The organism is Pseudomonas sp. Hz4 (assembly GCF_054898165.1).
This window is the reverse complement of the sequence record NZ_CM142719.1, coordinates 4155757-4179354: the sequence shown is the minus strand read 5'-3', so window position 1 is coordinate 4179354 and position 23598 is coordinate 4155757. Positions and strand designations below refer to the sequence as shown.

Genomic DNA, 23598 nt, shown 5'->3' with positions numbered 1-23598 from the left:
TTAGCCAAAGGCTCTGAAATTCCAATGTCCGATCAATTCGAAATCTTCCTCACTTGCCCAAAAGGCCTTGAAGGCCTGCTCATCGAGGAAGCCGTCGGGCTTGGCCTTGAAGAAGCGCGTGAGCACACCTCTGCCGTGCGCGGCATGGCAACCATGGAAACCGCTTACCGCCTGTGCCTGTGGTCGCGTCTGGCGAACCGGGTGCTGCTGGTGCTCAAGCGTTTCCCGATGAAAGACGCTGAAGACCTCTATCACGGCGTGCTGGATATCGAGTGGCAAGACCACATGCTCAACGACGGCACCCTGGCCGTCGAGTTCAGCGGTCACGGCTCGGGCATCGACAACACCCACTTCGGCGCCTTGAAGGTCAAGGACGCCATCGTCGACAAATTGCGCACCCCGCAGGGCGACCGTCCATCCATCGACAAGCTCAATCCGGACCTGCGCATTCACCTGCGCCTGGATCGCGGCGAAGCGATTCTGTCCCTCGACCTCTCGGGCCACAGCCTGCATCAGCGCGGCTATCGCTTGCAGCAGGGCGCGGCGCCGCTGAAGGAAAACCTCGCGGCAGCGATCCTGATCCGTTCCGGCTGGCCTCGCATTGCGGCCGATGGCGGCGCGCTGGCTGACCCGATGTGCGGTGTTGGTACGTTCCTGGTAGAAGCGGCGATGATCGCCGCCGACATGGCGCCGAACCTGCGCCGCGAGCAGTGGGGCTTCACCGCCTGGCTCGGTCACGTCCCGGCGCTGTGGAAAAAACTGCACGAAGAAGCCTCCGACCGTGCCGCTGCCGGCCTGGCCAAGCCACCGCTGTGGATTCGCGGTTACGAAGCCGATCCGCGCCTGATTCAACCGGGCCGCAACAACGTCGAACGTGCCGGCCTGAGCGAGTGGATCAAGATCTACCAGGGCGAAGTCGGGACGTTCGAGCCGCGTCCGGACCAGAACCAGAAAGGTCTGGTGATCTGCAACCCGCCCTACGGCGAGCGTCTGGGTGACGAAGCGAGTTTGCTCTATCTCTACCAGAACCTCGGCGAACGTCTGCGTCAGGCCTGCTTGAACTGGGAAGCGGCGGTATTCACCGGCGCCCCGGACCTGGGCAAGCGCATGGGCATCCGCAGCCACAAACAGTATTCATTCTGGAACGGCGCCTTGCCGTGCAAATTGCTGCTGATCAAAGTCACGCCGGACCAGTTCGTCACTGGCGAACGTCGCACCCCGGAACAGCGTCAGGTCGAGCGAGAGCAAGCCGAAGTCGACGTCGCAGACAACGATGTGGCGCCGGGCAAGTACGAGAAGTACAACAAGAACGGCAACCCGATCAAACCGGCACCGGTGGTGATTGAGCAGCCGCGCTTGAGCGAAGGCGGGCAGATGTTCGCCAATCGTCTGCAAAAGAATCTCAAGGCCCTCGGCAAGTGGGTCAAGCGTGAAGGCATCGACTGCTACCGGGTCTACGATGCCGACATGCCGGAATACTCCATGGCCATCGACCTGTATCAGGATTGGGTTCACGTTCAGGAATACGCCGCGCCGAAATCCATCGATCCGGAAAAAGCCTCGGCGCGTATGTTCGATGCCCTGGCCGCGATTCCGCAGGCCCTGAACATCGACAAGAGTCGCGTGGTGGTCAAGCGTCGCGAGCGTCAGAGCGGCACCAAGCAGTACGAACGCCAAGCGGCACAGGGCAAGTTCGTCGAGGTCAACGAAGGTGGCGTGAAGCTGCTGGTGAACCTCACGGATTACCTCGACACCGGGTTGTTCCTCGACCACCGGCCGATGCGCATGCGCATCCAGAAAGAGGCCGAAGGTAAGCGCTTCCTCAACCTGTATAGCTACACCGCGACCGCCAGTGTTCACGCAGCCAAGGGCGGCGCACGCAGCACCACCAGCGTCGACTTGTCGAAAACCTATCTGGACTGGGCGCGTCGCAACCTGTCGCTGAACGGTTTCTCTGACAAGAACCGTCTGGAGCAGGGCGATGTAATGGCCTGGCTCGACGCCTGCCGTGACGAGTACGACCTGATCTTCATCGATCCGCCGACCTTCTCCAACTCCAAGCGTATGGAAGGGATCTTCGACGTGCAGCGCGACCAGGTGCAATTGATCGATCTGGCCATGGCGCGTTTGGCACCGGGCGGCGTGTTGTACTTCTCCAACAACTTCCGCAAGTTCCAGCTCGAGGAAAACCTCACCGAGCGTTACGCGGTCGAGGAAATCACCGCCCAGACCATCGATCCGGATTTCGCCCGTAATGGCAAGATCCACCGTGCCTGGAAAATCACGGCCCGTTGACACTTCCCGTATTGGATCCACAGAGCCTTGATTTTTAAAGGCTCTTGGCTTCTTTCCGGGCTGGTCAAATTGATGGCTAATAGCTATAACTCAACGCATGGCCAATGGGCTTTCCCGCACCTGGCGTTTTGAGTTGCGTCTATGTCGTTGCACGCCGTGCGCCCGAAGATCCTGGGTTTTATCAGTGAAGATGCCTCGGCCTGGTTGGTCACGCTGCTGGTATTGGTTGTCGGCGCAATTCTCACGGGATTGCTGGCGTGGTCGACGCTAAATCTGTTTCACCATCAATTGCGGCAACGTTTCCAACTGCTGGCCAGTGAACGTTACAGCCGTATCGAAGAACGTTTCGAAGATCAGGAGCAGCGCCTCGATGGCCTGCGCCGGTTCTTTGCCAATTCCGATTCGGTCTCCCGCGAGGAGTTCGACGGTTACACCCAACCGCTGCTGCACCGGACTCAGGCCTATACCTTCGCCAAACGGATAACCCGCGCCGAACGAGCGGAATTTGAACGCCAGGTGCGTGCAGAGGGTTTACCCGACTTCACCCTGCGGGAACTCAATGCCGACGGCCAGCTGCAACGGGCGGCCGAACGGAATGAGTACGTGGCGGTGCTTTATAGCCAGACCCAAAGCAAGCTTGGCTCACCACTGGGCTACGACTTGTTGGTTCAACCCTTGCGCCGTTCCACCCTTGAACGGGCCGATCAGCACGGCGGCATGGCGGTATCGCAGCCGATGCATCTGGTCAATATCGAGCCGGCCTATGCGCGTGGCGTGCTGCTGGTCGCGCCGGTGCTGCTGCGCAATAACCTGGCAACGACGGAGTTGAAACCGTTCGGTTATGTCATGGCCGTGATCAGCATGCGCCAGTTGCTCGCGGACGGGCTGCCGGAGGCGGGCCGTGACTACCTTTCGGTGCGCATCCTCGACTTATCCACAGACGATCAGCACGAAGTGCTTTATGAGTCCCCCAATACGCCAGCCCGCAGTGAGTTGGCCGCGACCCGGCTGCTGCGGCTTGCGGACCATGACTATCAAGTCGACATCAAGCCCAGCGATGCCTTCCTGAAAGCCAACCACTCTCCAGTGACCAGCCTAATGGTGCTGGGTGGCTTGCTCAGTCTGTTGCTCAGTGCCTTGCTCTATGTGCTGGTCAGTCAGCGGCAACGGGCGCTGAAAATGGTCGAGCAACGAACCCAGGAACTGCGCGCCCGCGAGCAGGAGTTGCGCGGCACCCATGGCCAGTTGCGCGGCGTGCTGAATGCCGCGACCCAAGTGGCGATCATCGCCACTGACTTGCGCGGGGTCATCAGTACCTTTAATGCCGGTGCAGAGCACATGCTCGGCTACACCAACGCTGAGGTGGTGGGCCACATGACCCTGGAAAACCTGCACCTGCCCCGTGAGCTCCTTGCACGCTCGGCAGAGTTGAGTGCGCGCTATGGCAAGCCGATTCCGACCTGCCAGGCGATGTTGGTCGAGGGCGGCGAGGAGGGCGGTCACGAAGCGCGGGAATGGACGCTGCTACGTAGCGACGGCAGCCATTTGACGGTGAACATGCTCGCGACCCCGATACTCGACGAGCAAGGCCTGTGGGTCGGGCACTTGGCGATCTGTATCGACATCACCGAGCGCAAGCGGGTCCACGAGGCCCTGGCGGCACGGGACTTGTTGCTGAAGAAACTCAGCGCTCATGTGCCCGGCGGGATCTACCAGTTCAAGATGGAGTTCGATGGGCGCTTCAGCGTGATCTACGCCAGCGACGGCATTCGCGAGATCTACGAACTTGAGCCGGATGTGCTGTTGCTCAATGCCGAAGCGATTTTCACGCGGATTCATCCGCAGGACACCACCCGAGTCCGCGCCTCGATCCGGGCGTCGGCGGACACCCTCAGCCCTTGGCGCGAGGAATACCGCGTGCTGCTGCCCCTGCGCGGCCTGCGCTGGGTTCGTGGCGAGGCGACGCCGGAGGAACTGCCCGGTGGCGGCGTGCTCTGGCATGGCTACATCTCGGACATCTCCGACCTCAAGCGGGTGCAAGAAGAATTGCGCGCGCTGTCGATCACTGACTCGCTGACCGGGATCCACAACCGCCGCTATTTCCAGGAACGCCTGATCACCGAAATGGCGCGGGTCGAGCGCGGTGGCGGCGAACTGTCAGTGATCATGCTCGATATCGACCACTTCAAGCGTATCAATGACCAGCATGGCCACGCTGTCGGCGATCGGGTGTTGCAGATCGTGTGCGAACGCATCGGCCATCGGCTGCGCCGCACCGACGTGTTCTGTCGCCTGGGTGGCGAGGAGTTCATGGTGCTTTGCCCGGACATCGACGGCGGCCATGCGCATGTCCTGGCCTTGCAGTTATGGCAAGGGTTGCGCAGTTCGCCGATCGAAGGCGTCGGGACAGTGACCGCAAGTTTCGGGATTGCCGGTTGGCGAGTCGGCGAGGGCGCGGATGCGCTGCTGTTGCGGGCGGATTCAGGCGTTTATGCCGCGAAGCAGGCAGGACGGGATCGGGTAGAAAGGGAGATGAACTAAGTGCTGGCTGCACGCGATGATCGTTCCCACGCTCCGCGTGGGAATGCCTCTAGGGACGCTCTACGTCCAGTGACGCGGAGCGTCACGGGCTGCATTCCCACGCAGAGCGTGGGAACGATCAAGTTGGGGGTTACAACACCGAAGCCGTTTCCGGCAGTTTCGGCTGGCGATACAGGTCTAGCAGCACCTGATCCAGCACCGAGGAGGCGCCAAACGGTGCCTTGTCGTTGAGGATCGCCACCACCGCCCAGGTATTGCCGTTGATGTCGCGGCTGAAGCCGGCAATGGCCCGAACGGTATTCAGGGTGCCGGTCTTGATGTGCGCTTCACCGCGCATCGCCGTGGTCTTCAGGCGTTTGCGCATGGTGCCGTCAGTGCCGGCAATCGGCATCGAGCTGATGAACTCGGCCGAGTAAGGGCTTTTCCAGGCCGCTTGCAGCATGCCCGCCAATTCACGCGCACTCACGCGCTCGGCACGAGACAGACCGGAACCGTTCTCCATCACCAGGTGCGGCGCGGTGATGCCTTTCTTCGCCAGCCACTGGCGCACGACACGCTGCGCAGCCTTGGCATCATCGCCGTCGGCCTCGGTGCGGAACTTCGCGCCCAAACTCAGGAACAGTTGCTGAGCCATGGTGTTGTTACTGTATTTGTTGATGTCGCGGATGATTTCCGCCAGGTCCGGCGAGAAGGCCCGAGCCAGGACCTTGGCGTCTTTGGGCGTTGGCGCCAGACGGTCCACGCCCTGAATGCTGCCGCCCAGCTCCTTCCAGATCGCCCGCACGGCGCCCGCGGTGTAGGTCGCGTGGTCGAGCAGCGACAGATAAGTCTGGGAGCTGCAGCCCTCGCCCAACTGGCCGCCGACCGTCACGGTCACGCTGCCATCGGCCTGGGTCACCGGGTTGTAACGCACGCCACCGGTGCATTGCTTGGAGTTGACGGCTTTGACCAGGTTTTCGATGCGAATCGTGGCAATCGGCGGTTCTACCGAAATCAGAACCCTGCCGTTGTCGTTACGCGCCACAAAACGCAGGGCCTTGAGGTTGACCATCAGCGAATCGGGTTTGACCAGGAACGGTTTGTTGTCGTCATTGCCGTCGTCGTTGAACACGGGCAGCTGCGGTTGCACGAAGAAATTGCGGTCCAGCACCAGGTCGCCGGTGATTTGCGTCACGCCATTGGCGCGCAGGTCGCGCATCAGCAGCCAGAGTTTTTCCATGTTCAGCTTTGGATCGCCGCCACCCTTGAGGTAGAGGTTACCGTTGAGGATGCCGCCACTAAGGGTGCCATCGGTGTAGAACTCGGTTTTCCACTGGTGGTTCGGGCCGAGCATTTCCAGGGCCGCGTAAGTGGTGACCAGTTTCATGGTCGAGGCCGGGTTGACCGATACGTCAGCGTTGTAAATGGTCGGGGTGCCAGGGCCGTTGAGCGGGATCATCACCAGCGACAAGGCGTTGTTCGGCATTTTGCTGGCCTTGATGGCCTTTTCAACGTTGGGCGTCAGCCCGGTGTTGATGGGGGCAGCGGAAACGGAGAAGGCCAGGGGAAGCAGAAAACCGGCCAGCAACAATGGACGCAAAGATTTGATCATGTGAAATAAAACCCTACAGCCGAGGGGGAAAAAGACGAGGGTATGAAGATAAATTCCCTCAGCGGTCATGAAAGTGTCGGCATTATGCCCCAAGGTGTAGCGGCTTGTGCCGTACCCTGGTCCTCTAATCCGCTATTTTTTTACCGACGGTAGGGCCTGCAACCCAGAGAGACGGACAATCGGCGCCTTAAACTGCTAAAGTGCCGCCCGTTATTACTTATGAGGATTGTTCCAATGGCGACTAACCGTTCCCAGCGTCTGCGCAAAAAACTGTGCGTCGATGAATTTCAAGAGCTGGGTTTCGAACTGAACCTGGATTTCAAAGAAGATTTGGCTGATGAAGCCATTGATGCTTTCCTCGACGCGTTCCTGAAAGAAGCCATGGAAGCCAACGGTCTGGGCTATGTTGGCGGCGACGACTTCGGTCTGGTTTGCCTGCAGAAGCGTGGCTCGGTTTCCGAAGAGCAGCGTGCCGCTGTTGAAGCCTGGCTCAAAGGCCGCAGCGAACTGACTGAAGCAACCGTCAGCCCGCTGATCGACGTCTGGTACCCGGAAAAGCCGATCAATCCGGTAGCTTGATGTTCTAAAAAACGGCGACCCAAGGGTCGCCGTTTTTTTTTGTGAAGATCTTTTAGCTTTTACGCCAGTTCAAGATCACCAGCGTCATCACCCCCGCCACAATCCCCCAGAACGCCGAACCGATGGAAAACAGTGTCAACCCCGACGCCGTGACCATAAAGGTAATCAACGCCGCTTCACGTTCCTTCACTTCGCTCATGGCAATGCTCAAGCCATTGATGATCGAGCCGAACAAGGCCAGTGCCGCAATCGACAGCACCAACTCTTTCGGCAGCGCGGCGAACAACGCCGCCAGCGTCGCGCCGAACACCCCGGCGATCCCGTAGAAAATCCCGCACCAGACCGCTGCGGTATAGCGTTTGTCGCGATCTTCATGGGCGTGCGGCCCGGTGCAAATCGCTGCACTGATGGCCGCGAGGTTGATCCCGTGGGAGCCGAACGGCGCCAGCAGTAATGAGGCGATGCCGGTGGTGGTGATCAGCGGTGAGGCCGGCACGGTGTAACCGTCAGCGCGCAGCACGGCGATGCCCGGCATGTTCTGCGACGTCATTGCCACGACAAACAGCGGGATGCCGATGCTGATGGTCGCGGCCAGGGAGAAGTGCGGCGTGGTCCAGACCGGCGTCGCCACTTCCAGATGGAAACCGCTGAAGTCCAGCAGCCCCATGAACCCTGATAGCGCCGTGCCGATCAACAGCGCGGCCAGTACGGCATAACGCGGCGACAGGCGCTTGACCACCAGGTAACAGAAGAACATCCCCAGTACCAAAGCAGTGCGATGCTGGGCGGCGACGAAGATTTCGCTGCCGATCTTGAACAGAATTCCCGCCAGCAAAGCTGCGGCCAATGACGCTGGAATCTTTTTCATCAGCCGTTCAAAGCTGCCGGTCAGGCCACAAAGGGTCACCAGTACCGCGCAGGTCATGTAGGCACCAATGGCTTCGCCGTACGTCACGCCGCCCAGACTGGTGATCAGCAACGCCGCGCCGGGGGTCGACCAGGCGATCGTGATGGGGGTGCGATAGCGCAAGGACAGGCCAATCGAGCACACCGCCATGCCAATGGAGATCGCCCAGATCCACGACGAAATCTGCCCGCTGGTCAGACCTGCCGCTTGCCCGGCCTGGAACATCAGGACCAGCGAGCTGGTGTAACCGGTCATCATCGCGATGAAGCCGGCGACGATCGCCGAAGGTGACGTATCGGCCAAAGGGCGGAGCTCCGTGTGCGTTGCGTCGTTCATGACCGCGGTGTTCCTTGTTTTGATAAAGATGTCGAATCAACGCTTCCACAGGGGATTGTGTTCAGGCTGCGGATTCTGGGTTCAAGCCTAAACTCAAAAGTAACCAACCATTGCAATACAGCCGAGGCCGCAAACAGCCGTACAGTCGTGTTGCCACCGTCCATTGTGTACAATCGCAGTGTTTTTTACGCGATACTTGCCAGCGACCCACTGTGCCGTATTACAGTCACGGTCAATTCGCCGCAGTTCTTCCGACTCGAGTGCCCATGAACGAACAGTTGCAACCCCTAAAGAAACAACCGCGAGCAGGCAAAGCCGGCCGTAGCGGTACCCAGGACGATATTGTCTACGCGCATATCTTCGAGGCTATCCTCGAACAGCGTCTGGCGCCCGGCACCAAGTTGAGCGAAGAAGCGCTGGGGGAAATTTTCGGGGTCAGTCGCACCATCATTCGCCGCGCGCTGTCGCGCCTGGCCCATGAAGGTGTCGTGCTGCTGCGTCCGAACCGTGGCGCTGTCGTCGCCAGCCCGAGTGTCGAAGAGGCTCGCCAAGTGTTCCTCGCACGACGTCTGGTAGAGCGGGCGATCACTGAACTGGCGGTGCAACACGCCACCGCCGAGCAGATCGCTGAATTGCGGCAGATGGTCGACGACGAGCGCGACAGCTTCTCCCGTGGCGATCGCGGTGCCGGCATCCGTCTGTCGGGCGAGTTTCACTTGAAGCTGGCCGAAGCGGCGAAAAACGCGCCGCTGATCAGCTTCCAGCGCAGCCTGGTGTCCCAGACTTCGTTGATCATTGCCCAGTACGAAAGCGGCAATCGCTCCCACTGTTCCTACGATGAGCACACCCAGCTGATCGACGCCATCGAAGCGCGCAACGCTGAGCTGGCGGTGGACCTGATGATGCATCACATGGATCACATCGACAGCAAACTCAACCTCGATGAAGAAAGCGCGTCGGATGATTTGCATGCGGTGTTCTCGCACTTGTTGCAGACCAAGAAGCCAGGGCGGCCGGTCGCCAAGCTATAAGTCAGACCGAGTGATGATCGTTCCCACGCTCTGCGTGGGAATGCAGCCCGTGACGCTCCGCGTCACTGGACGCAGAGCGTCCCTAGAGGCATTCCCACGCGGAGCATGGGAACGATCAGCGTGGAGAGATTTTAGCGCTGATGCACCTGATTCCCCGCCGCATACGTCTGCAACACCGTCCGGTCATCCCCCAGCGTCATCAATACAAACAACGTCTCAGCAATGTTATTGGCCTGCCTCAAGCGATAGCTCAGCAGCGGCGTGGCGTTGTAGTCCAGTACCAGGAAGTCGGCGTCGGTGCCCGGTTGCAGGGTGCCAATCTTGTCTTCCAGGCGCAACGCGCGGGCGCCACCGAGGGTCGCCAGGTACAGCGACTTGAACGGGCTCAGTCGCGCACCTTGCATCTGCATGACCTTGTAGGCTTCGTTCAGCGTTTGCAGCAGCGAGAAACTGGTGCCGCCACCGACGTCTGTGCCCAGACCAACATTCAATTTGTGCTTCTCAGCCATCGGCAGGTTGAACAGGCCGCTGCCGAGGAAGAAATTCGAGGTCGGGCAGAAGGCGATCGCCGAGCCGGTTTCCGCCAGCCGCGCACACTCGTCATCGCACAGGTGCACGCCGTGGGCGAAAACCGAGCGCTCGCCCAGCAACTGGTAGTGATCGTAAACGTCCAGGTAGCCCTTGCGCTCCGGGAACAGCTCCTTGACCCACTCGACTTCCTTGAGGTTTTCGCTGATGTGGGTCTGCATGTACAGGTCCGGGTATTCACCGAGCAACTGGCCGGCGAGGGTCAGTTGTTCCGGGGTGCTGGTCGGGGCGAAGCGCGGGGTGACCGCGTAGTGCAGGCGACCCTTGCCGTGCCAGCGTTCGATCAGCGCCTTGCTTTCGACATAGCTGGATTCGGCAGTGTCGGTCAGGTAGTCCGGGGCGTTGCGGTCCATCATCACCTTGCCGGCGATCATCCGCAGGTCCAACTGCTCGGCGGCCTCGAAAAACGAGTTCACCGATTGTGGATGCACGCTGCCGAATACCAGCGCAGTCGTGGTGCCGTTGCGCAGCAGTTCCTTGATGAAAATGCCCGCGACTTCGTCGGCGTGAGCCTTGTCGGCGAACTGGCTTTCGCACGGGAAGGTGTAAGTGTTGAGCCAGTCCAGCAGCTGCTCGCCATAGGCGCCGACCATGCCGGTTTGCGGCAAGTGAATGTGCGTGTCGATGAAGCCTGGGGTGATCAACGCATCCTGGTAATGGGTGATTTCGATGTCGGCCGGCAGAGTCGGCAGCAATTCGCTGGCGTGGCCGACGGCGCTGATCTGGCCGTTATCGACCACCAGCAGGCCGTCCTCGAAATACTCATACGAGGCTTCGATGCCCACTTCAGCGGGGTCGGCGATGCTGTGCAGAATGGCGGCGCGGTAGGCTTTTCGAGTCAAAGGCATGTGAGTTCTCAGTTTGTCAGTTCGAGACTTGGCTGCGGCGTGAAGCAGGCAACAGTTTGGCAATCGATGATCCGGCGCTGGCGGTGTGCTGGCCGAAATTGGCGTTATAGGTGGCGATGATTTCGCCGGCGATGGAGATGGCGATTTCCACTGGCAACTTGCCTTTGACTTCGCCGATGCCCATCGGGCAGCGCATGCGTTGCAGCACGGCGCTGTCGAAACCACGGTCACGCAAGCGGTGTTCGAATTTCACTCGTTTGGTCTTCGAACCGATCAGGCCGAAGTAGGCGAAGTCGTTGCGTTTGAGGATCGCGGCGGTGAGTTCGAGGTCGAGCTGGTGGTTGTGGGTCATGACGATGCAGTAGCTGCCAGCGGGCAGGTCGTCGATTTCATCCACAGGTTCCTCGGCGACGATTTTGCGTACGCCGTGGGGGATCTGTTCAGGGAACTCGGCTTCCCGCGAATCGATCCAGCGCACCCGGCAGGGCAGGCTGGCGAGGAGCGGCACCAACGCCCGACCGACATGGCCGGCGCCGAACACGGCGATCTGCGCCTGGACTTGGCCCATCGGCTCGAACAGCAACACGGTCACGCCGCCGCAGCACTGGCCCAGACTGGCACCGAGGCTGAAGCGCTCCAGATGGGTGTCCTGCTTGCCGCTGGCTAGCATCTCCCGGCCGATCTGCATGGCCTTGTATTCCAGATGCCCGCCACCGATGGTGTCGAAGGCCTGGGTGGCGCTGATGACCATCTTCGAACCGGCATTGCGCGGCGTCGAGCCGAGCTCTTCGATGATGGTCACCAACACGCAGGTTTCACCCCGGGTTTGCAGGTCGGCGAGGGCGTCGATCCAGTTGTACATGTTTCACCTCTCAAGATCATTCCCACGCTCTGCGTGGGAATGCATCTCTGGACGCTCCGCGTCCGCTGTTCACTATGCGACGCAGAGCGTCGCGGGCTGCATTCCCACGCAGAGCGTGGGAACGATCAAACCACCACCTCGGATTCGGCTTCCACGGCTTTCGCCGCCTTCAACTGCCGCATCTGCTCACAGCCCCACAACACCCGCTCCGGCGTCGCCGGTGCGTCGATTTTCGGTTGATGCTTATAGTCGCCAAGACTCGCCACAGCGTCTTTGATCGCACACCACGCCGCGATGCCAAGCATGAACGGCGGCTCACCCACGGCCTTGGAATGGAACACCGTGTCTTCCGGGTTTTTACGGTTTTCCACCAGCTTCACGCGCAGGTCCAGCGGCATGTCCGCCACCGCCGGGATCTTGTAGCTGGCCGGGCCGTTGGTCATCAGTTTGCCTTTGTTGTTCCACACCAGTTCCTCCATGGTCAGCCAACCCATGCCCTGGATGAAACCACCCTCGACCTGACCGATGTCGATCGCCGGGTTCAGCGAGTCGCCGACGTCGTGGAGGATGTCGGTGCGTAGCATCTTGTACTCGCCGGTCAGGGTGTCGATGATCACCTCGCAACAGGCTGCACCGAAGGCGTAGTAGTAGAACGGCCGACCACGAGCCTGGCTGCGATCGTAGAAGATTTTCGGGGTCTTGTAGAACCCGGTGCTCGACAGCGACACCTGGGCGAAATACGCCTGCTGGATCAGCGCTTCAAACGTCAGGATGTGATCGCGAACCCGCACGTGACCGTTGTGGAATTCCACGTCTTCTTCGCTGACCTTGTACTGCCGTGCGGCAAATTCAACCAGGCGCTTCTTAATGATTTCAGCGGCGTTCTGCGCGGCTTTACCGTTCAGGTCGGCACCGCTGGAAGCGGCGGTCGGCGAGGTGTTCGGGACCTTGTCGGTGTTGGTCGCGGTGATCTGCACGCGGTCCATTTCCACCTGAAACACTTCGGCCACAACCTGCGCAACCTTGGTGTTCAAACCCTGGCCCATTTCGGTGCCGCCATGGTTCAGGTGGATGCTGCCGTCGGTGTAGATGTGGATCAGCGCACCAGCCTGATTGAGGAAGCTGGCGGTGAAGGAAATACCGAATTTCACCGGGGTCAGCGCCAAGCCTTTTTTCAGGATCGGGCTGTTGGCGTTGTAGCGACGGATCGCTTCGCGGCGCTCGGCGTACTGGCTGCTTTCTTCCAGTTCGGCGGTCATTTCCTCGAGCATGTTGTGCTCGACGGTCTGGTAGTAATGGGTGACGTTGCGCTCGGTCTTGCCGTAGTAGTTGGCCTTGCGCACGGCCAGCGGATCAAGGGCCAGATGGCGGGCAATCGCGTCCATCACTTCTTCGATGGCGACCATCCCTTGCGGGCCGCCGAAACCCCGGTAAGCGGTGTTCGACGCGGTGTTGGTCTTGCAGCGATGACCGTTGATGGTCGCATCGCCCAGGTAGTACGAGTTGTCGGCATGGAACATTGCGCGGTCGACAATTGACGCCGACAGGTCTGGCGAGCAACCGCAGTTACCGGCCAGCTCCAGGGCGATTCCGTGCAGTCGACCGGTGCTGTCGAAGCCCACGTCGTATTCAACGTAGAACGGGTGACGCTTGCCGGTCATCAGCATGTCTTCGACGCGCGGCAGGCGCATTTTGGTCGGTTGCCCGGTGAGGTGCGCGATAACCGCGCACAGGCATGCCGGGCTGGCGGCCTGGGTTTCCTTGCCGCCGAAACCACCGCCCATGCGGCGCATGTCGACGACGATCTTGTTCATCGACACATCGAGCACTTCTGCCACCAGTTTCTGCACTTCGGTGGGGTTCTGCGTCGAGCAATAAACGATCATCCCGCCATCTTCAGTCGGCATCACTGAAGAGATTTGGGTTTCGAGGTAGAAGTGTTCCTGGCCGCCGATGTGCAGCGTGCCCTGGATGCGATGCTCGGCAGTTGCCAAAGCGCCGGCCGAATCGCCGCGCTGATGGGTGTGGCTGTCGAGTACAAAGTGGCGTTTGCGCAGGGCTTCGACCACGTCCAACACCGGTTCGAGATCTTCGTATTCGATGATCGCGGCCATGGCGGCTTTGCGTGCGGTTTCCAGGTCTTTCGCGGCGACGGCGAGCACCGGTTGACCGACGAATTGCACATCGTCGATGGCCAGCAGCGGGTCGCCCGGCAGCAATGGACCGATGTCTTTCAGGCCCGGCACATCTTCGTGGGTGATAGCGATGCGCACACCTTCAAAGGCGTAGCAAGGCCGGGTGTCGATACTGATGATTTTCGCGTGGGCGCGGTCCGACAGGCGTGCGTAAACGTGCAGCTGGTTCGGAAATTCCAGGCGATCGTCGATGTACTGCGCTTCACCGGACACATGCTTGTCGGCGCTGTCGTGCTTGACGCTGCGGCCGACGCCGGTGGTCAGGTCCTTGGCGAACAATTCAGCCAATTCGACTTGAGTCTTCTCTACGGCGTGATGATTAGACATAAGCGGTCACCCGAGTCTCGATGTGCGGTGTTTGCAGTTCGATGAAGTATTTACGCAGCAGGTTCTGCGCGCTGAGCAGGCGGTATTCCTTGCTGGCGCGGAAATCCGAGAGCGGCGTGAAATCTTCGGCCAATGCGGTGCAGGCGCGTTCGACGGTGTCGTTGTTCCAAGTGGCGCCGAGCAATACAGCTTCGCAGGCCTTGGCGCGTTTTGGTGTAGCCGCCATGCCGCCGAAGGCCACGCGGGCGTCGGCGATCACGCCGTTGTCGATGCGCAGGTTGAACGCAGCGCAGACCGCGGATATGTCATCGTCCAGACGCTTCGACACCTTGTAGGCGCGGAACAGTTGTTCGGCGCTGGCGCGAGGCACGATGATCTTTTCGATGAACTCGCTTTCCTGACGCGCGGTGACGCGGTAATCGATGAAGTAATCTTCCAGCGCCATCGTGCGGCGGACTTCGCCTTTGCACAGGACAATCTGCGCGCCGAGTGCAATCAGCAGCGGCGGGGAGTCACCGATCGGCGAGGCGTTGCCGATGTTGCCGCCGAGGGTGCCCTGGTTGCGGATCTGCAAAGAGGCGAAACGCTGCAGCAATTCGCCGAAGTCCGGGTATTCCGCCTTCAAGGCTTCGTAGCAATCGGAGAGGGCCGTGGCAGCGCCGATTTCCAGGCGGTCGTCAAAGCGTTCGACGCGCTTCATCTCGGCGACGTTGCCCACATAAATCATCACCGGCAGGGTGCGGTGGAACTGGGTGACTTCCAGCGCCAGATCCGTACCGCCGGCCAGCAGGCGAGCCTGTGGATAAGCGTCATATAGGTCAGCCAGATCGGCGACGGTCAGCGGCACCAGGCAGCGTTTGTCGCCGCTGTTGAGTTCGCCGATGTCGGTAGGTGCAATGGCTTTCAGGCGAGCGATGGTGTCGGTTTCGCGAACATCGAACTGATCCGGTTGCTTGCCACAGCAGGATTGTTCGGCGGCGGCCAGAATCGGCCGATAGCCGGTGCAGCGGCAGAGGTTGCCGGCCAGGGCTTCGTGAGCTTTATGAGCATCCGGTTGATCGCTGTTCTTTTGCAGCGCGAACAGTGACATCACAAAGCCTGGCGTGCAGAAACCGCATTGCGAGCCGTGGCATTCAACCATGGCTTTCTGCACGCTGTGCAGTTGGCCCTGGTGCTTGAGGTCTTCGACGCTGATCAGTTGTTTGCCGTGCAGTGACGAAACGAACGTCAGGCACGAGTTGAGGCTGCGATAGCGAATGTGTTCGCGGCCATCGTCATCCGTTTGCAGCTCGCCGACCACCACGGTGCACGCACCGCAGTCACCGCTGGCGCAGCCTTCTTTGGTGCCGGGTTTGCCCACATGGTCGCGCAGATAATTGAGCACGGTCAGGTTTGGGTCCAGGGCGTGCTCGCTACGGAGTTCCTGGTTAAGTAAAAACTGGATCACGGAAGGCCTCGCAGACTCATTATTGTTGTTAACCGACGTGAACCGAATTTATCAGGTCTGACTTTCCGGTCAATGATTTTCTGACTTAAAGGTCAGGAAATAGCATTTTGTCGATAAACGACTCGTTCCTTCATTATTGACCCTTACGCGATAGCCTGCTTTTTGCTTGAATCGTGCCAAAAACCGCCCAGTGGGCACTCCGCCATGACCCTTTATGTGCGGTACACTGCGCCGCTTGTGCAAATCGAAGAGTTTGAAGGACAACCATGACGTTCAAGGCGCCGGACAGCCTCGCCGAGCAAATTGCTCACCACCTCGCCGAACGCATCATTCGTGGCGAAATGAAGCCCGGGGAGCGCATCCAGGAACAGAAGGTCACGTTGGCCCTCAATGTCAGCCGCGGTTCGGTCCGTGAGGCCTTGCTGATCCTCGAACGCCGCCACCTGATCGCGATTCTGCCGCGACGCGGCGCCCATGTGACTGAGCTGACGGTCCATAAGGTCCGGAGCCTGTGCACGCTGATGAGCGAGCTTTACATTCTGCTGGGCAATGCAGTGGCCAGCGGCTGGCAAGTCCAGACCGACATGGCGCCGTTCGTGCAAATCCAGCAGCGTCTGACCGCCAGCTACGAACGTCAGGACATCCGCACCTTCGTCGACGACAGCTTTAATGTGATGCGCGCCGCGTATCCGTTCGCCAACAACCCGTACTTGCAGGAAACCGTCGAGAATCTGCAGCCGGCCATGAGCCGCGCATATTTCCTCGCCCTGGAACAGCGCAAGGCCTCGATGAGCGAGTTCCTCGAACTGTTCGAACGCTTGCTCGCCGCCGTGCTGGCCCGTGATTTTCCGCAGATCCGCATCGTGCTGACGGCGTATGCCCAGCGCAGCTCCGATCTGGTGGTTTCTGCCCTGACGGACGCTTAAGCGTGCGGCTAAAGTGCATCAAACTGGCGGGGTTCAAATCTTTCGTCGACCCGACCACGGTGAACTTCCCCAGTAACATGGCGGCGGTGGTCGGGCCCAATGGTTGCGGCAAGTCGAACATCATCGACGCCGTCCGCTGGGTGATGGGCGAGAGTTCGGCCAAAAACCTGCGCGGCGAGTCGATGACCGACGTCATCTTCAACGGCTCGACCAGCCGCAAACCGGTGAGCCAGGCGAGCATCGAGCTGGTGTTCGATAACTCCGACGGCACTCTGCTCGGCGAATACGCCGCCTACGCGGAAATTTCCATTCGCCGCAAAGTCACCCGCGACAGCCAGACCACCTACTACCTCAACGGCACCAAATGCCGCCGCCGCGATATCACCGACATCTTTCTCGGTACAGGCCTGGGCCCGCGCAGCTACTCGATCATCGAGCAGGGGATGATCTCCAAGCTGATTGAGTCCAAGCCCGAAGACCTGCGTAACTTCATCGAAGAAGCCGCCGGCATCTCCAAGTACAAGGAGCGTCGGCGCGAGACCGAAAACCGCATCCGCCGCACCCACGAAAACCTTGCCCGACTGACCGACCTGCGCGAAGAGCTCGAACGTCAGCTTGAACGCTTGCACCGCCAGGCCGAAGCCGCCAAGAAGTATCAGGAATGCAAGGGCGAGGAGCGTCAGCTCAAGGCCCAACTGTCGGCGCTGCGCTGGCAGGCCTTGAACGAGCAGGTCGGTCAGCGCGAAGCGATCATCGGCACTCAGGAAGTCACGTTCGAAGCCCTGGTTGCGGAACAGCGCAATGCCGACGCGGCCATCGAACGCCTGCGCGACGGTCACCACGACCTGTCCGAGCGCTTCAATCTGGTGCAGGGACGCTTCTATTCGGTCGGCGGCGACATTGCCCGGGTCGAGCAGAGCATCCAGCACGGACAGCAGCGCCTGCGTCAATTGCAGGACGACCTGAAAGAGGCCGAGCGTGCGCGTCAGGAAACCGAGTCTCATCTGGGCCTCGACCGCACCTTGCTGCAGACACTCGGCGAAGAGCTGGACTTGCTCACTCCGGAACAGGAAGTCTCCAGCGCCGCCGCCGAAGAGGCCGCCGCCGCGCTGGAAGAATCCGAAACCACCATGCATGGCTGGCAAGAGCAGTGGGACACGTTCAACCTCACCGCTGCCGAGCCGCGTCGTCAGTCTGAAGTGCAGCAGTCGCGCATCCAGCAGCTGGACACCAGCATGGAGCGACTGGCCGATCGTCAGAAGCGTCTTGGCGAGGAACGCGCGTTGCTGTCGGCGGACCCGGAAGACGCGGCGATCATGGAACTCAGTGAGCAGTTGGCCGCTTCCGAGGCCACGCTTGAAGATTTGCAGGCCAGCGAAGAAGCCCAGGTCGAACGCCTTGAGCAACTGCGACAGGAATTGCAATTGGCGCTGCAAAATCAGCAGCAGGCTCAGGGTGATTTGCAGCGTCTGAACGGTCGCCTCGCCTCCCTTGAAGCCTTGCAGCAAGCCGCACTCGATCCGGGCACCGGCACCGCTGAATGGTTGCGCGAACAACATTTGGCGGACCGTCCGCGTCTGGCCGAAGGTCTGAAAGTCGAAGCCGGTTGGGAGCTGGCGGTGGAAACCGTGCTCGGCGCCGACCTGCAAGCGGTGCTGGTGGATGATTTCGGCGATTTCGATCTGGCCGGGTTTGTCCAGGGTGATTTACGCTTGCTCAGTCCTGCCAGCGATGGCGTGCTGGTGCCTGGCAGCTTGCTCGATAAAGTCGAAGCGCAGATCGATCTGTCGCCATGGTTGGGGCAGGTTAAACCGGTCGACAGCCTAGAACAGGCGTTGGCCCTGCGCAGTCAATTGAGCGCCGGTGAGAGTCTGATCAGCCGCGATGGTTACTGGGTCGGTCGGCACTTTTTGCGTGTACGCCGGGCCAGCGAAGCGCAAAGCGGTGTGCTGGCTCGTGGTCAGGAAATCCAGCGCCTGGGCCTTGAGCGCGATGAGCGCGAAGCCACGGTCGAAACCCTGGAAACCCAACTTCAAAATCTCAGGGCGCAACAGCGTCAGCAAGAAAACGGTCGCGAACATTTGCGGCGTTTGTTGCAGGACGAAGCGCGTCAGCAAGGTGAATTGAAAGCTCAGTTATCTGCCGGTAAAGCCAAGGCCGAACAGCTGACGTTGCGTCGCACGCGGCTCGATGACGAACTCACCGAATTGGCCGAGCAGCGCGCACTTGAACACGAAAACATCGGCGAAGCGCGCCTGCAATTGCAGGACGCCCTCGACAGCATGGCGCTGGACACCGAGCAGCGTGAGTTGCTGCTGGCTCAGCGCGACAGCTTGCGCGAGCGACTTGATCGAGTGCGTCAGGAAGCCCGGCAGCACAAGGATCGCGCGCATCAACTGGCGGTGCGCCTGGGTTCGCTCAAGGCCCAGCACGATTCCACGCGTCAGGCGCTGGAACGTCTGGAAATGCAGTCCGAGCGCCTGACCGAAAAACGCGAACAGCTGAGTCTCAACCTGGAGGAGGGCGAGGCGCCGCTGGAAGAGCTGCGGTTGAAACTTGAAGAGCTGCTCGACAAGCGCATGACGGTCGACGAAGAACTCAAGACTGCGCAGATCGCCCTGGAAGATGCGGATCGCGAATTGCGCGACGCCGAGAAACGCCGCAATCAGGCCGAGCAGCAATCCCAATTGATCCGCGGCCGGCTCGAACAGCAGCGCATGGAATGGCAAGCCCTGACCGTGCGCCGCAAGACCCTTGAAGATCAATTGCTCGAGGACGGCTACGACCTCCACGGCGTGCTCGCCACGCTGACGGCCGAGGCCAACGAGAAGGACGCCGAAGAAGAACTCGAACGCATTGCCGCACGCATTCAGCGTCTCGGCGCGATCAACCTCGCGGCCATCGACGAATATCAGCAACAATCCGAGCGTAAACGTTATCTGGATGCACAGAACGCCGATCTGGTGGAAGCACTGGACACCCTCGAAAACGTGATTCGCAAGATCGACAAGGAAACCCGTAACCGCTTCAAAGATACCTTTGATCAGATCAATGGCGGATTACAGGCGCTTTTCCCAAAAGTTTTCGGTGGAGGCCGCGCGTATTTGGAACTGACGGGCGAAGATCTACTCGATACAGGGGTGACGATCATGGCGCAACCGCCCGGAAAGAAGAACAGCACCATCCATTTGCTCTCCGGTGGCGAAAAAGCCCTGACCGCACTGGCCCTGGTTTTTGCGATCTTCAAGTTGAATCCGGCGCCGTTCTGCATGCTTGACGAAGTTGACGCACCCCTGGATGACGCTAACGTTGGACGCTACGCACGGCTGGTCAAAGAGATGTCCGAGACGGTGCAGTTCATCTATATCACCCACAACAAGATCGCCATGGAAATGGCTGATCAACTGATGGGGGTGACGATGCATGAACCGGGATGCTCGCGTCTGGTGGCAGTGGATGTCGAGGAGGCGATGGCGATGGTGGATGCGTGAGGGGCACTTGTAGGGAAGGTATTTTTAGTCTGTAGGACTTTTTTACCCACCTCTACCTGCTGGCCAATCGACATATTCGCGCAAGCCATTGTGACAGACGGTGTAAAGTTGCCTTTGGTCGTGCTAGTTTAATGTCAATTTTTCGTATACGTGGGCAAAACGCCTGTCAGAACATAGAGTTGGCGCCACGTTTTAAAGCGGTTTGCGAGTTGTAAACCCCTTATTTTTCAGCATTTTTTATAGAGGCACGGGATTACATGGAAATCGGTCTGCGCGAGTGGCTGATCGTCATCGGCATTATTGTCATTGCCGGTATTCTTTTCGATGGCTGGCGTCGCATGCGCGGCGGCAAGGGAAAACTGAGATTTCGTCTTGACCGGAGCCTGTCCAATCTGCCGGACGAGGACACCAGCGCCGAGCTGTTGGGCCCGCCCCGCGTGCTGGATGCCCATAAAGAGCCGCAACTGGACGAGCACGATCTGCCGTCGGTGAGCATGCCTGCCCGTGAATCGCGTGAGTCGGGTTCCAAGCGCAGCAAGCGTGGCCACGGCGAGCCTTCCCAGGGCGACATGAACCTCAGCCTGGATCTGGACGGCGGCCCGAGCTTCAGCAGCCGTGACGACGATTTCCCGGATGACACCAAGGCGTCGAGTTCGACCAGCAACAAGGAACACCCGCAAGCCGAAGAAGTGCTGGTGATCAGCGTGATCTGCCGCGACGCCGCGGGCTTCAAAGGCCCGGCGTTGTTGCAGAACATTCTGGAAAGCGGTCTGCGTTTCGGCGAGATGGACATCTTCCACCGTCACGAAAGCATGGCCGGCAATGGCGAAGTCCTGTTCTCGATGGCCAATGCGGTCAAGCCGGGCGTCTTCGATCTGGACGACATCGACCACTTCAGCACGCCGGCGGTGAGTTTCTTCCTCGGTCTGCCAGGCCCGCGTCATCCCAAGCAAGCCTTCGACGTGATGGTGGCCGCAGCGCGCAAATTGTCCCAGGAGCTGAATGGTGAGCTCAAAGACGATCAGCGCAGCGTGCTGACCGCCCAAACGATTGAGCATTACCGTCAGCGCATCGTTGAGTTCGAACGTCGCGCCCTGACCCAGAAGCGTTGATTCAAAAGGTTGTTACCGCGCTGTGCGCGGGACGATCAGCAAAATAGATTGAGCAGCCTCGGCTGCTCTTTTGCTTTATGAGAGAACACCCATGACCGCCGCCAAAAACCGTATTCTAGAGCTGCGCGCTGAGCTGGATCAGCACAACTATCGCTACCACGTGCTGGCCGAGCCGAGCATTCCGGACGCCGAGTACGATCGGTTGTTCAATGAGCTCAAGGCCCTCGAAGCGGCCAATCCCGAATTGATCACCAGCGACTCGCCGACCCAGCGCGTCGGCAGCGCGGCGCTGTCGGCGTTCACTCAGGTGCGTCACGAAGTGCCGATGCTCAGCCTCGGCAACGCCTTCGAAGAAACTGACATGCGCGAATTCGATCGTCGCGTAACCGAAGGGCTGGACTTGCCGGTCGGCGATCTGTTCGGTGGCGGTGCGGCGGTGGAATACAGCTGCGAACCCAAGCTCGATGGCTTGGCGGTCAGCCTGCTGTATCAGGACGGCGTGCTGGTGCGCGGTGCCACTCGCGGCGATGGCACTACTGGCGAAGACATCAGCGTCAACGTACGCACCGTGCGCAACATTCCGCTCAAGCTGCACGGTACTGGCTGGCCAGCGACCCTGGAAGTACGCGGCGAAGTGTTCATGTCCAAGGCCGGTTTCGAGCGCCTTAACGCCACGCAACTGGAAGTCGGCGGCAAGACCTTCGCCAATCCGCGCAACGCGGCGGCCGGCAGCTTGCGGCAGCTGGATTCGAAGATTACTGCCAACCGTCCGCTGGAATTCTGCTGCTATGGCATTGGTCAGATTTCGGCCGATATTGCCGACACGCACATTGGCAACCTGCAGCAACTCAAAACCTGGGGCATGCCGATCAGTCATGAGTTGAAGCTGGCGCAGGGCATTGATGAATGCCTGGATTACTACCGCGACGTCGGTGAGCGGCGCAATTCGCTGCCCTATGAAATCGACGGCGTGGTGTTCAAGGTCAACAGCATCGCGTCCCAGCGTGAACTCGGTTTTCGCGCGCGTGAACCGCGCTGGGCGATTGCTCACAAATTCCCGGCGATGGAAGAGCTCACCGAACTGCTCGACGTGGAATTCCAGGTCGGTCGTACCGGTGCGGTGACGCCCGTAGCACGCTTGAAACCCGTCAAGGTGGCCGGCGTCACCGTGGCCAACGCGACGTTGCACAACATGGACGAAGTGGCGCGCCTTGGCTTGATGATCGGTGACACCGTGATCATCCGCCGCGCGGGCGACGTGATTCCGCAAGTGGTGCAAGTGGTCACCGAGCGCCGCCCGGATAACGCGCGGCCGGTGCAGATTCCCGAGAAGTGCCCGGTGTGCGGTTCCCATGTCGAACGCACGCAACTGGTCAAGCGCAGCAAGGGTCGCGAAACCGTCAGCGAAGGTGCGGTGTATCGCTGCGTTGGTCGTCTGGCCTGCGGTGCGCAGCTCAAGCAGGCGATCATTCACTTCGTCTCCCGTCGCGCCATGGACATCGAAGGCCTTGGCGAGAAGAGCGTGGAGCAACTGGTGGACGAAGGCCTGGTGAATTCGCCGGCCGATCTGTACGCCCTGACGTTCGAGCAGATTGTCGACCTGGAAGGCTTTGCCGAGCTGTCGAGCAAGAACCTGCTCAGCGCCATCGAAGACAGCAAGAAGCCGAGCCTGGCGCGGTTCATCTATGCCCTCGGGATTCCTGATGTCGGCGAAGAGACGGCCAAGGTGCTGGCGCGTTCCCTCGGCGCTTTGGAGCGGGTTCAGCAGGCGTTGCCGCAAGTGCTCACGTACTTGCCGGACGTTGGCCTGGAAGTGGCCCATGAGATTCACAGCTTCTTTGAAGATGCGCATAACCAGCAGGTGATCAAGGATCTGCTCACCCACGGCATGCAGATTCAGGATCAGGCTGGGCTGGGCGCCGAGTTTGCCGCGAGCACCACGTTGGGTGGTTTCCTCGACAAGTTGCACATCCCTTCGGTTGGACCGGGTGGGGCGCAGAAATTGGCCGACAAATTCGGTTCGCTTGAAGGGGTTTTCAGCGCCGACTGGCTGGATATGCGTCAGGCACTGCCGGAGAAGCAGGCCAATTCCGTGCGGGAGTTCTTCGCGGTTGCGCAAAATCGTCAAGTTGCTGAATCCGCCGAGAAACAGCTGCGCGATTTCGGCATGCACTGGCAGAGCGAAAAGAAAGTCGTCGAAGGCTTGCCTCTGGCCGGACAGACCTGGGTGCTGACCGGTTCGCTCGAATTGATGAGCCGCGACATCGCCAAGGACAAACTTGAAAGCCTTGGTGCCAAGGTGGCGGGCTCGGTATCGGCCAAGACCCATTGTGTGGTCGCTGGGCCAGGTGCAGGTTCCAAGTTGACGAAGGCTAATGAGCTGGGATTGAAGGTTCTCGATGAAGAGGCATTCGTCGAGTTTCTGAGCACACACGGTATTGCGGTTTAGTTGATCGTTCCCACCAGAGCGTGGGAACGATCTTCACGCGGGAATGCTCTAGTCTTGGCAAGCCCCAGGGAGA

14 protein-coding genes are annotated in these 23598 nt (G+C 60.1%); 8 read left to right on the top strand and 6 right to left on the bottom strand.

Going from position 1 to position 23598, the window contains the following annotated elements; all coding sequences use genetic code 11:
- The first annotated feature begins 24 nt into the window (after window positions 1–24).
- Window positions 25–2295: a bifunctional 23S rRNA (guanine(2069)-N(7))-methyltransferase RlmK/23S rRNA (guanine(2445)-N(2))-methyltransferase RlmL gene (rlmKL, locus tag ACYZTR_RS19045; RefSeq protein ID WP_461973278.1), complete on the top strand. Its 2271-nt coding sequence runs from the start codon at window positions 25–27 to the stop codon at window positions 2293–2295.
- A gap of 141 nt (window positions 2296–2436) precedes the next feature.
- The gene (locus tag ACYZTR_RS19040; RefSeq protein WP_461973276.1) at window positions 2437–4836 is read left to right on the top strand and encodes a sensor domain-containing diguanylate cyclase; all 2400 of its coding nucleotides are present in this window, start codon (window positions 2437–2439) and stop codon (window positions 4834–4836) included.
- A 130-nt stretch (window positions 4837–4966) separates the two neighbouring features.
- Here ACYZTR_RS19040 and dacB read toward each other — a convergent pair whose 3' ends face one another.
- The gene (gene dacB, locus ACYZTR_RS19035; RefSeq protein WP_461973274.1) at window positions 4967–6427 is read right to left on the bottom strand and encodes a D-alanyl-D-alanine carboxypeptidase/D-alanyl-D-alanine endopeptidase; all 1461 of its coding nucleotides are present in this window, start codon (window positions 6425–6427) and stop codon (window positions 4967–4969) included.
- Between the two features lie 234 nt (window positions 6428–6661).
- On the opposite strand from dacB, the gene ACYZTR_RS19030 reads away from it, so the two are divergent.
- Complete coding sequence (locus ACYZTR_RS19030; protein WP_007896965.1) at window positions 6662–7006, top strand: YggL family protein; 345 nt, start codon at window positions 6662–6664, stop codon at window positions 7004–7006.
- 52 nt (window positions 7007–7058) lie between these two features.
- Here the strand turns inward: ACYZTR_RS19030 and ACYZTR_RS19025 are convergent, their stop codons facing one another.
- Window positions 7059–8249 (bottom strand): benzoate/H(+) symporter BenE family transporter, encoded by a 1191-nt coding sequence (locus ACYZTR_RS19025; RefSeq protein WP_461973271.1) that lies wholly within the window; start codon window positions 8247–8249, stop codon window positions 7059–7061.
- Between the two features lie 266 nt (window positions 8250–8515).
- Here ACYZTR_RS19025 and ACYZTR_RS19020 point away from each other — a divergent pair, with 266 nt between their 5' ends.
- The gene (locus ACYZTR_RS19020; RefSeq protein WP_461973269.1) at window positions 8516–9280 is read left to right on the top strand and encodes a GntR family transcriptional regulator; all 765 of its coding nucleotides are present in this window, start codon (window positions 8516–8518) and stop codon (window positions 9278–9280) included.
- A gap of 131 nt (window positions 9281–9411) precedes the next feature.
- Here the strand turns inward: ACYZTR_RS19020 and guaD are convergent, their stop codons facing one another.
- The 4 genes from guaD to xdhA all read right to left on the bottom strand — a co-directional run bounded on the left by guaD (window position 9412) and on the right by xdhA (window position 15547).
- The gene (guaD, locus tag ACYZTR_RS19015) at window positions 9412–10716 is read right to left on the bottom strand and encodes a guanine deaminase (protein WP_461973267.1); all 1305 of its coding nucleotides are present in this window, start codon (window positions 10714–10716) and stop codon (window positions 9412–9414) included.
- A 16-nt stretch (window positions 10717–10732) separates the two neighbouring features.
- A complete protein-coding gene (gene xdhC / locus ACYZTR_RS19010) occupies window positions 10733–11578 on the bottom strand; it encodes a xanthine dehydrogenase accessory protein XdhC (RefSeq protein ID WP_461973265.1) in 846 nt (281 codons plus the stop codon).
- A gap of 125 nt (window positions 11579–11703) precedes the next feature.
- Window positions 11704–14100, bottom strand: coding sequence for a xanthine dehydrogenase molybdopterin binding subunit (xdhB, locus tag ACYZTR_RS19005; protein ID WP_461973263.1), 2397 nt, complete (start codon window positions 14098–14100; stop codon window positions 11704–11706).
- Window positions 14093–15547: a xanthine dehydrogenase small subunit gene (xdhA, locus tag ACYZTR_RS19000; protein ID WP_461973262.1), complete on the bottom strand. Its 1455-nt coding sequence runs from the start codon at window positions 15545–15547 to the stop codon at window positions 14093–14095. Before xdhA ends, xdhB begins: the two co-directional genes overlap by 8 nt.
- Before the next feature lie 266 nt (window positions 15548–15813).
- Between xdhA and ACYZTR_RS18995 the strand changes: the two genes are divergently transcribed.
- The 4 genes from ACYZTR_RS18995 to ligA all read left to right on the top strand — a co-directional run bounded on the left by ACYZTR_RS18995 (window position 15814) and on the right by ligA (window position 23525).
- A complete protein-coding gene (locus ACYZTR_RS18995) occupies window positions 15814–16473 on the top strand; it encodes a GntR family transcriptional regulator (RefSeq protein ID WP_461973260.1) in 660 nt (219 codons plus the stop codon).
- A gap of 2 nt (window positions 16474–16475) precedes the next feature.
- Window positions 16476–19964: a chromosome segregation protein SMC gene (smc, locus tag ACYZTR_RS18990; RefSeq protein ID WP_461973259.1), complete on the top strand. Its 3489-nt coding sequence runs from the start codon at window positions 16476–16478 to the stop codon at window positions 19962–19964.
- Window positions 19965–20221: 257 nt separating this feature from the next.
- Complete coding sequence (gene zipA, locus ACYZTR_RS18985; RefSeq protein WP_461973257.1) at window positions 20222–21076, top strand: cell division protein ZipA; 855 nt, start codon at window positions 20222–20224, stop codon at window positions 21074–21076.
- Window positions 21077–21167: 91 nt separating this feature from the next.
- Window positions 21168–23525, top strand: coding sequence for an NAD-dependent DNA ligase LigA (gene ligA, locus ACYZTR_RS18980; RefSeq protein ID WP_461973255.1), 2358 nt, complete (start codon window positions 21168–21170; stop codon window positions 23523–23525).
- The last annotated feature ends 73 nt before the right edge of the window (window positions 23526–23598 follow it).